Source organism: Intrasporangium sp. (assembly GCF_036566125.1).
Lineage (GTDB): Bacteria > Actinomycetota > Actinomycetes > Actinomycetales > Dermatophilaceae > Intrasporangium.
Genome location: NZ_DATCWX010000336.1, coordinates 23,371 through 32,431, shown reverse-complemented (window position 1 = coordinate 32,431; position 9,061 = coordinate 23,371). Strand labels below are relative to the sequence as shown.

General features: G+C 70.6%; 8 protein-coding genes. 3 read left to right on the top strand and 5 right to left on the bottom strand.

What is annotated here, in order from left to right; translation table 11 throughout:
* The coding region (gene rpsB / locus VIR15_RS20250; protein WP_331931132.1) for a 30S ribosomal protein S2 at positions 1 to 726 on the bottom strand (726 nt) is incomplete at its 3' end.
* Positions 727 to 1,018: 292 nt separating this feature from the next.
* On the opposite strand from rpsB, the gene VIR15_RS20245 reads away from it, so the two are divergent.
* The 3 genes from VIR15_RS20245 to VIR15_RS20235 all read left to right on the top strand — a co-directional run bounded on the left by VIR15_RS20245 (position 1,019) and on the right by VIR15_RS20235 (position 4,899).
* Entirely contained in the window at positions 1,019 to 2,953 is a 1,935-nt protein-coding gene (locus VIR15_RS20245; RefSeq protein ID WP_331931130.1) for a DUF6541 family protein, read from the top strand.
* 126 nt (positions 2,954 to 3,079) lie between these two features.
* Complete coding sequence (locus tag VIR15_RS20240; RefSeq protein WP_331931128.1) at positions 3,080 to 4,243, top strand: pyridoxal phosphate-dependent aminotransferase; 1,164 nt, start codon at positions 3,080 to 3,082, stop codon at positions 4,241 to 4,243.
* A gap of 107 nt (positions 4,244 to 4,350) precedes the next feature.
* The gene (locus VIR15_RS20235; RefSeq protein WP_331931126.1) at positions 4,351 to 4,899 is read left to right on the top strand and encodes a murein hydrolase activator EnvC family protein; all 549 of its coding nucleotides are present in this window, start codon (positions 4,351 to 4,353) and stop codon (positions 4,897 to 4,899) included.
* A gap of 1 nt (position 4,900) precedes the next feature.
* Here the strand turns inward: VIR15_RS20235 and VIR15_RS20230 are convergent, their stop codons facing one another.
* From VIR15_RS20230 to VIR15_RS20215, 4 genes are all read right to left on the bottom strand, one after another.
* Positions 4,901 to 5,821: a tyrosine recombinase XerC gene (locus VIR15_RS20230; protein WP_331931124.1), complete on the bottom strand. Its 921-nt coding sequence runs from the start codon at positions 5,819 to 5,821 to the stop codon at positions 4,901 to 4,903.
* Between the two features lie 65 nt (positions 5,822 to 5,886).
* On the bottom strand, positions 5,887 to 7,005 hold the full coding sequence (dprA, locus tag VIR15_RS20225) for a DNA-processing protein DprA (protein ID WP_331931122.1): 1,119 nt from the start codon (positions 7,003 to 7,005) through the stop codon (positions 5,887 to 5,889).
* Positions 7,002 to 8,552 (bottom strand): YifB family Mg chelatase-like AAA ATPase, encoded by a 1,551-nt coding sequence (locus tag VIR15_RS20220; protein WP_331931120.1) that lies wholly within the window; start codon positions 8,550 to 8,552, stop codon positions 7,002 to 7,004. The genes dprA and VIR15_RS20220 overlap by 4 nt, the downstream gene beginning before the upstream one ends.
* A complete protein-coding gene (locus VIR15_RS20215) occupies positions 8,549 to 8,929 on the bottom strand; it encodes a YraN family protein (RefSeq protein WP_331931118.1) in 381 nt (126 codons plus the stop codon). Before VIR15_RS20215 ends, VIR15_RS20220 begins: the two co-directional genes overlap by 4 nt.
* Positions 8,930 to 9,061 lie beyond the last annotated feature (132 nt).

Below are 9,061 nucleotides of genomic sequence, written 5' to 3'. Positions count from 1 at the left end.
CTCCTCGCCGCCGGCCTCGGAGCCGGAGCGACCGGTCGCACGCTGGACCAGGCCCTCGGCCACGGCGTCGGCGACGACGCGGGTGAGCAGCGTGACGGAGCGGATCGCGTCGTCGTTGCCCGGGATCTTGTAGTCGACCTCGTCGGGGTCACAGTTGGTGTCGAGGATCGCGATGACCGGCAGACCGAGCTTGCGGGCCTCGTCGACAGCGAGGTGCTCCTTCTTCGTGTCGACGATCCACACGGCGGAGGGCACCTTGGTCATCGAGCGGATCCCCCCGAGGGTCTTCTCGAGCTTGTCCTTCTCGCGCTTGAGGATGAGCAGTTCCTTCTTCGTGTAGCTCGACCCGGCCACGTCGTCGAAGTTGATCTCCTCGAGCTCCTTGAGGCGCGTGAGCCGCTTGGAGATCGTCTGGAAGTTGGTGAGCATGCCACCGAGCCAGCGGTGGTTGACGTACGGCATGCCGACGCGGGTCGCCTGCTCGGCGACCGGCTCCTGGGCCTGCTTCTTCGTGCCGACGAAGAGGATCGTGCCGCCGTGGGCCACGGTCTCCTTGACGAAGTCGTACGCGTTGTTGATGTACGTCAGCGACTGCTGCAGGTCGATGATGTAGATGCCGTTGCGCTCCGTCATGATGAAGCGCTTCATCTTGGGGTTCCAGCGACGGGTCTGGTGCCCGAAGTGGACGCCGCTCTCCAGGAGCTGGCGCATGGTGACGACGGCCATGCCGTGTCCTCCTTGATTCGTGGTTGTCAGTTGGTCGTGAGGCCACCACCGCGGCACCCAGCCCGACGAGCGGTCCGAGCCCAGCGGCATACGCCTCACTCCTGGCGCCTGCGCGCACCCCACCCAGCGGCGCTCGTGGAACTGTGCTGGGACTGCTGTGGTGCGCCCCGGGACGAACCCGGCAGAAGACGCGCGAATTAGGTCGCGCGAGCCGGAGCACACGTGACCGTCGTCCATCGTAGGCCCTGACCCGGGGCGCGGCGAAATCGCGGTGACCGACAGAATGGCCGCCATGGTGACCGAGTTGGCGGGCTGGTCGAGCTGGTGGGAGACGCTCGCGGCATTCGCCGTCCTCCTCGTCGCGCTGTTCGCGCCGGGGTGGCTCGTCGTGCGCGCCCTCGGCGCTCGAGGACTCGAGGCCGTTGCCGTGTCCCCTGCCGTCTCGGTCGGCGTCATCGCAGCCTGGGCCACCATTGCCCAGCGCCTCGGCATCGGCTGGAACTGGCTCGTGCTCGCCGTCGTCACGGCGGTCACCGCCGGCCTCGGCTGGCTCGCAGTCCATGCCGTCGGCGGGCACGATCCCGTGCTGACGCCGCGACGCCGCCTCCTCGGCAGACCCGATCCCCATGTCGTCGTCGCGATCGGCCTCGGTGTCGTCATCGCCCTCGTCACGATCCTGCCCGCGATCGGGCGGCCGGACGAGCTGGTGGACAGCCCGGACGCCGTCTACCACCTGAACCGGATCCGTCTGTTCCTCGACACCGGCAACTTCTCCATCGTCCACCCGACCTTTTACCCCAACGGGTTCCACGCGTGGATCGCGACGGGGCTGCAGAGCGGGGCGGCGCCGGTCCTTCCCGGGACGAACGTCGCGACCGTGATCCTCGCTGCCGTCGTGTGGCCGGTCGGCGTCGTCACGCTGGTCCGCCACGCGCTCGGCACGTCCCGCATCATCACGTATGCCGCTGGGTTGGCTTCCGCGGCGTTCGTGTCCTTCCCGACGATCCTCCTCGGCTGGGGGGTCCTCTGGCCCAACCTCATGGGCACGGCCCTCACGCCGGGTGCCCTGGCGATCATGCTGCAGGCCGCGCGGAGCCCGAAGGGCCGGCTGCGACGGGGCCAGTGGCTCGGCTTCGCGGCCGCCGTACCCGGGCTGGCGCTGATCCAGCCCAACTCCCTCGTGGCGCTCGTGCTCTTCGCCCTCGTCTGGTTCGTCGCCGCGCGGGTGCGGGCCGGGGTCATCGGCCATGCCTCGTGGGCCTCCGTGGCGCGGGACCTCGGGGCCGTCGCGGTCGCCGGCATCATCGGCCTCGTGGTCGCTCCCCTCGTGTCCGAACGACTCGCGTCGACGCAGTCGTACGACTGGACGGGGCACATCTCGGTCTGGAGTGCCCTGGTCGAGGTGGTCGGCGGGCGGTTGCAGATCGGCGTCGTGCTCTGGGGGCTGCTCGGGCTGATCGCCCTCGGGACCGGCTGGATCCTGCTCCGGGCGCGGGCCGCGATCCCGGTGGTCGCCATGTGGGTTGCCTGCGTCGCCCTCTACGTCATGGCGGCCTCCTCCGCGGCGTCATGGACCGCGCTCATCACGGGCTACTGGTACAACGACAAGGTCCGGCTCGCCTCGCTCGCCGCGGTGCCGGGCGTGGTGCTGGTTGCGGCGGCCGCCCCCGCTGTCCGCGACCTGCTCCTCAAGGTGCCCGCCCTCCGCAGCCAGGTGCCGGCGGTCACCCTCGTGGCGCTGGCGGCCATCCCCCTCGCGACCGTGGTCTGGCAGGCGCCGACGCGCTCAGCCATGCTCGACGGGTTCTTCCGGCCCGCTGACCCCAACCGCGTGATCCTGTCCCGGCAGGCCCAGGCGGACCTCGCCGTCCTCGCGGAGGAGATCCCGGCCGGAGAAGGGCTCATCGGCCGACCGGAGAACGGCTCGCCCCTGATGAACGCGTTGTTCGGGACGAACACGTTCTACCGCTCCATCCCCATCCCTGACACGGGCGATGAGAACCTCCTCGGGACCGGCTTCGACGAAATGACTACGCGACCCGAGGTGTGCGAGGCGCTTGCCCGGCACGGCATCCGTTGGGCGATCGACTCGCCCCACGTGTACTGGCTCGACCGCCCGGAGCGGTCGTCCGGGCTCATCGACCTGGCCTCGGTCGACGGGCTCGAGAAGGTCCGCACCGTGGGCGACTACACCCTCTACCGAATCACGGCCTGCAACCTGCCCTGATCGAGTGAACAACTTCTGTGCCCCTCCCCTCCAATCGAGTGAACGACTTCTGTGCCCAGAAGTTGTTCACTCGATTGCGGGAGCAGGAGCCGCGGCACACTGCAGGTGCGTCGGTATGGTCGGCCCATGAGCTCGCCGCTGATCTCGCGCATGCAGCCGTTCGGGACGACGATCTTCGCAGAGATGTCCGCGCTCGCGACGCGGACAAGCGCGATCAACCTGGGTCAGGGGTTCCCCGACACGGACGGGCCACGGGAGATGCTGGAGGCCGCGAAGGCTGCGATCGACGGCGGGAGGAACCAGTACCCGCCCGGGCCCGGTGTGCCGGAGCTGCTCGAGGCGATTGCCGCGCACCAGGAGCGGTTCTACGGGTTGCGTGTCGACCCGGGCAGCGAGGTGCTCGTGACGGTCGGTGCCACGGAGGCGATCGCGGCGGTGGTGCTGGCGCTGTGCGAGCCGGGAGACGAGGTCGTGACGTTCGAGCCGTACTACGACAGCTACGCGGCGACCATCGCCCTGGCGGGTGCGACTCGGCGGACGTCGGTTCTTCGCTTCCCAGACTTCGCGGTCGACGAGGCCTCCCTCCGGAGCGCCTTCTCGAACCGCACCCGGCTCGTCCTGCTCAACACACCGCACAACCCCACGGGGAAGGTCTTCACCCGCGCCGAGCTGGAGCTGGTGGCGGCGCTGGCCCGCAAGCACGACGCCTGGGTGGTCACGGACGAGGTCTACGAGCACCTCGTCTTCGATGACGCCGAGCACATTCCGATGGCGACCCTGCCCGGGATGACGGAGCGGACCATCACGATCTCGTCGGCGGGCAAGACCTTTTCGGCGACCGGCTGGAAAGTCGGCTGGCTCACCGGGCCGGCCGAGGCCGTGGCCGCCGCTCGGACCGTGAAGCAGTTCCTCACCTATGTCGGGTCCGGGCCGTTTCAGCCGGCCGTCGCCGTTGCGCTCGGACTGGGTGACGAGGTGTACCGGGACCTCGCGAAGTCGTTGCAGGCAAAGCGCGACCTCCTGTGCGACGCGTTGCGAGCCTCTGGCTTGACCGTGTCGCAGCCCCGGGGCACGTACTTCGTGATCGCCGATGCGGCGCCACTCGGTGCGGTCGACGCACTCGAGTTCGCCCGTGGCCTACCAGAGCTGGCGGGCGTGGTCGGCGTGCCGGTGTCCGTGTTCCATGACGACCAGGAGGCTGCGCGGACCCTGATCCGGTTCGCGTTCTGCAAGCGGGACGAGGTGCTGACGGAGGCGAGCCGGCGACTCGCCGCAGCCGGGCGGGGCTGACTTGGGCTGACTGCCCGCTGTCCACATCCCTCGCGTGGATGGCCTCGTCGTCCCCAGTCGGCGCAGGTTGACCTGAGGCCCTGCACCCGTTGAGGGAGTCTCGGGTCATGGTGCCCAGCAGCCAGATCGTCGCTCTCCTCGCCGGTGTCGGCCTCGCTCTCGGCATGTCGGCCGCCCCGACGGCAGTGGGCACCGAGGAGCGGGCTGCTCCCTCCCCATCTGCAGGGTCAGCAGGGTCAGCAGGCGCTGGCTGGGTCTGGCCCCTGACGCCGACCCCCACCATCGTGCGAGCCTTCGACCCTCCCCTCCGTCGCTGGGAGCCGGGCCACCGGGGTGTGGACCTGCTCAGCCCGGTCGGCGGGCAGGTTCGGGCGCCCGCATCGGGTCAGGTGGTCTTTGCCTCGCAGCTGGCCGGCCGCGGGGTGGTCGTGGTGCGGCACGACGGTGGCCTGCGAAGCACCTTCGAGCCGATTGCAGCCAGCGTCGGGCTCGGGACGGCCGTCATCAAGGGACAGTCGATCGGGCACGTGGCAGACGGCCCGAGTCACTGCGCTCCGCAGACCTGTCTGCACTGGGGAGTGTTGCGTGGGCGCGAGTACCTCGATCCGCTGGCCTTCCTGAGCCGCGCGCCCACGGTCCTGCTGCCTCTCGGCTGAGTCACGCCCGGGGATGGGCCTGCTCGTAACTCGCGCGAAGGCGCTCCACCGAGACGTGGGTGTAGATCTGGGTCGTCGCCAGACTGGCGTGACCGAGGATCTCCTGGACCATCCGCAGGTCCGCTCCACCTTCGAGCAGATGGGTGGCGGCACTGTGCCTCAGGCCGTGGGGGCCGAGGTCTGGCGCATCGGGCAGGTGGCTCAGCACCTCGTGCACCAGTGAGCGCACTTGGCGGGGATCGATTCGCGCCCCTCTGCGACCAAGGAACAGCGCCGGGCCCGAGCGCGGACCGAGGATCTCTCGTCGCGCAACCAGCCACCCCGCGAGGGCTCGGGCAGCGGGGACGCCGAAGGGCACCATCCGTTCCTTCGCTCCCTTGCCCATCACCCGGGCCACTCGCTGGTCCAGGTCCACATCGTCGACGTCGAGGGCGACCAGCTCACCGACTCGGATTCCGCTCGCATAGAGCAGCTCGAGCATGGCCCGGTCCCTGACGTGGATCGGGTCCGAGTCGTCGGCGCGGATTGCCGCGACATCAAGCATGGCGCTCGCCTCGCGCTGCTTGAGGACTCCGGGCAGCGCCCGACCTCGCCGCGGCGCCACCAGCCGGAGCGACGGATCCGAGGCGATCCGCCCGGTGCGCGCCGCCCATCCGAGAAAGGTGCGGGCCGCGGCGGCGCGGCGAGCGATCGTCGAGCGCGCCGCGCCGCGGTCTGCCTGTTCGCCAAGCCAGGAGCGCAGGTCCGCCAGGCTGAGCTCGCTCAGGTCGCTGACGCCTTGGTCCAGGGCGAAGGAGAGCAGCTGGCGGACATCGGACACGTACGCCCGCGTGGTGTGGTCCGAGCGTCCGCGCTCCGAGCGCAGGTGTCTCTCGAAGTCGGCCAGCACGGCCGAGTCCGTGGCGTCAGGTCGAGCGGCCATGGACGCACCATCGCAAACCCGGCACGGCCGGGCAAGGATCGCGGCCGGGGCCGGTGCGACCTGACTCATCGACGCGGTGCTCGGGCCTTGCGCCAGGCGCCGTCGCGCCGCTCGGCCAGGCCGAGCTCGACGAGCCGGGCGAGCACCGCCATGGCCTGCATCGGGGCGAGCGCGGAGACCAGCGACACCTGGGCGAGGTCCACCCAGCCCCGGTGTGGCAGCCCCTCGTGGACCCTCGTCTCCTCCGGGTCCAGCACGTCGGTCGGGAGCGTCTCGCCACGCGGTTCGTCACAGGCGTCGACGCCGAGATCGCCAACGAGGTCGATGACGTCGGCCGTCCCGGTGACGAGGGTCGCCCTGCCGGCCCGGACCTGTTCGTGGCAGCCAGCCGACATCATCGACGTGACGGGGCCGGGGAAGACGCCCACCGGACGCCCGAGCTCCTGCGCAGTCCGCAGGGTGTTGAGTGATCCGGAGCGCAGATCCGCCTCGACGACGATGGTCCCCCTGGTCATCGCTGCGATGAGCCGGTTGCGCTGGAGGAACCGAGTGCGCATCGGCGCAGAGCCTGGGGCGACCTCGGAAAGAACGACGCCCGCTTCCGCGATCCGCTCGATGAGTCTCGCGTGCGCGGAGGGGTAGGCCCGATCCACGCCCCCGGCGAGCGCAGCCACGGTCATCCCCTCGACCGCGAGGGCGCCACGATGCGCGGCACCGTCAATGCCGAAGGCCGCCCCTGACACCACGGACCAACTCCGGTTGGCCACCCCTGCAGCCAGGTCGGTGGCGAGCTGCTCGCCGTAGGCGGTGCACAGCCGGGAACCCACGATGGCGACGGATCGGCGGGTCACCACGGCGAGGTCCGTTGGCCCGCGCAACCACAGGCACCACGGCGGCACGACCAGGTCGTCGAGCCGCTCGGGCCACTCGGCGTCCCCCGGGACGACGATCCTCGCACCGACCTTTGCGGCGGTCGCCACATCACGGTCCACGTCAAGGCGCTTGACGCGCTCGGCGAAGCGGGCGAGCCGGCCGTGCCCCGCCCGGATCCGCTCGAGCGTCTCAGTGGCACCATGCCGGTCCAGCAGCTCCTGGATGCTCTTTTCGCCCGGCTCGACCAGTCGGGACAGCGCGACTCGGGCCAACCGCTCCTGGTCCATGCGGGCGCTCATGGGGGCGCTCATGCCGCCACTCCTGCCTGCCGGCGGAGGGAGAGGGCCAGCTCGATCTGGTCCCGGCCCGGACGCTGCAGCCCCGAGAGGTCCGCCACGGTCCAGGCACACCTGAGGCTGCGGTCGTAGCCGCGCAGGCTGATGCTGCCTCGCTCCAGTCTGCGGTCGAGTGGAGCCGTGGCGCTGGCGGGCAGCCGCCAGGCCGAGGATCGGAGCAGGGACCCGGGCACGTGCGCGTTGAGCGCCCACCCGTCGACGAGCAGGCCGCGCCATCGCTCACGTTGCACCGCCCGGGCCGCGGCCACCCGCGCGGCGACCACGCGAGTGCTCTCCGCGGACGGCTGGGCTGCCATGGTCAGGCCTGGTGGCTGCACGTGCACCTGGAGGTCGACGCGATCGAGAAGCGGCCCCGAGAGCTTGCCGAAGTAGTTGCGGCGCATCGCCACGGAGCACGTGCAGTCGACTCCTTGGCCCCAGCCGTTGCCACACGGGCAGGGATTGGCTGCGAGGACGAGCTGGAACCGCGCCGGGAAGGTCACCGATTCAGCCGCCCGGGCGATGGTGACGGTGCCCCGCTCGAGCGGCGTTCGCAGGGCCTGGAGAACCGCCTTGTCAAACTCTGGCGTCTCGTCCAGGAAGAGCACGCCGCAGTTGGCCTGGGTGATGGCACCTGGACGGATGTGGCCGCTGCCGCCGCCGATGACCGCCGCCTGGGAGGCACCGTGGTGTGGCGCCACGAACGGCGGCCTGGTGATGAGCCGCACGTCATCGAGGAGCCCGAGCACGGAGTGGATGGCCGTGACCGACATTGCCTGCTCCTCGTTGAGCGGGGGAAGCACGCCCGGGAGCCGCTCGGCGAGCATCGTCTTGCCGGCTCCGGGTGGTCCGGCAAGGAGCAGGTGGTGTCCGCCGGCGGCGGCGATCTCGAGCGCGATCTTCGCCTCGGACTGCCCCAGCACGTCGGACAGGTCGGTCGTCCTCGTCGACGCCGGGGGCTCGGCCTGGGGCGGCTCCGGGACGGCGTCCACGGCCCGGCCCCGGGCCAGGTCACGGTAGCGCTGGACCAGCTCTCGCAGGTCCGCCACGGCGTGCACCTTGAGCCCACTGACCAGCCGGGCCTCGGCCGCATTGACGGCCGGGACGACGACGTGCCGCACCCCGGCGAGGGCAGCGGCATGGACCGATGGGAGGACGCCGGCGACCCCGCGAACGGAGCCGTCCAAGCCGATCTCGCCGATGTGTACGAGGTCCCTCACCACGGTCCGCGGAACGATCCCCATGGCCGCCGCGACCGCGACGAAGATGGCGAGATCGAAACCGGTGCCGACCTTGCGTCGGCCCGCCGGAGAGAGGTTCAGCGTCACGCGGCGCTGGTTGACGAGCATGCCATCGACCAGCGAGGACACGGCCTTCACCCGCTCTGGCGCCTGCTTGACGGCGGAGTCACCGAGGCCGCTGATGACGAAGCCCGGCAGTCCGCCGGCGACATGGGCCTCGACCTCGACGATGAAGCCGTTGACTCCGCTCAGCCCGACGCCCTTGGTCCTCCCGAGACTCACTGGACTCCCCTCAGGTGCGTGATGCGCGCGGTGTCGGTCCCCGGCTTGACGATCGACACGACATCGATCCGGATCGTGAGGATCGAGAGGCCGCTGCGCTCGACGGGTGGCAGCGCGTCGAGCCAGAGCATCGCCAGGCGGCGCAACCGTCGCAGCTTCTGGCGGGTCACCGCCTCGAATGGCGCCCCGAACTGAGCTCCTGATCGCGTCTTGACCTCACAGACGACGAGGTCGGCGGCGTCGCGGGCGACGATGTCGATCTCCCCGCGAGCACAGCGCCAGTTGCGATCCAGGATGCGGAAACCGGTGTCCGAGAGGTAGCGGCACGCGAGCTGCTCGCCGTACCTCCCGAGGGCTCGGGTCGCTGGGATGTCCATGCGACCACCCTTGCGGCGTGGGCCTTCCCGCGGCCTCGCCGGGAGATCAGTTGTGTACGACGCGGGGACAGCCGAGAGGATGTGGACATCCCGTGGCTGGGGACACACACGGGCCTGGACGCCCGGCCCGAT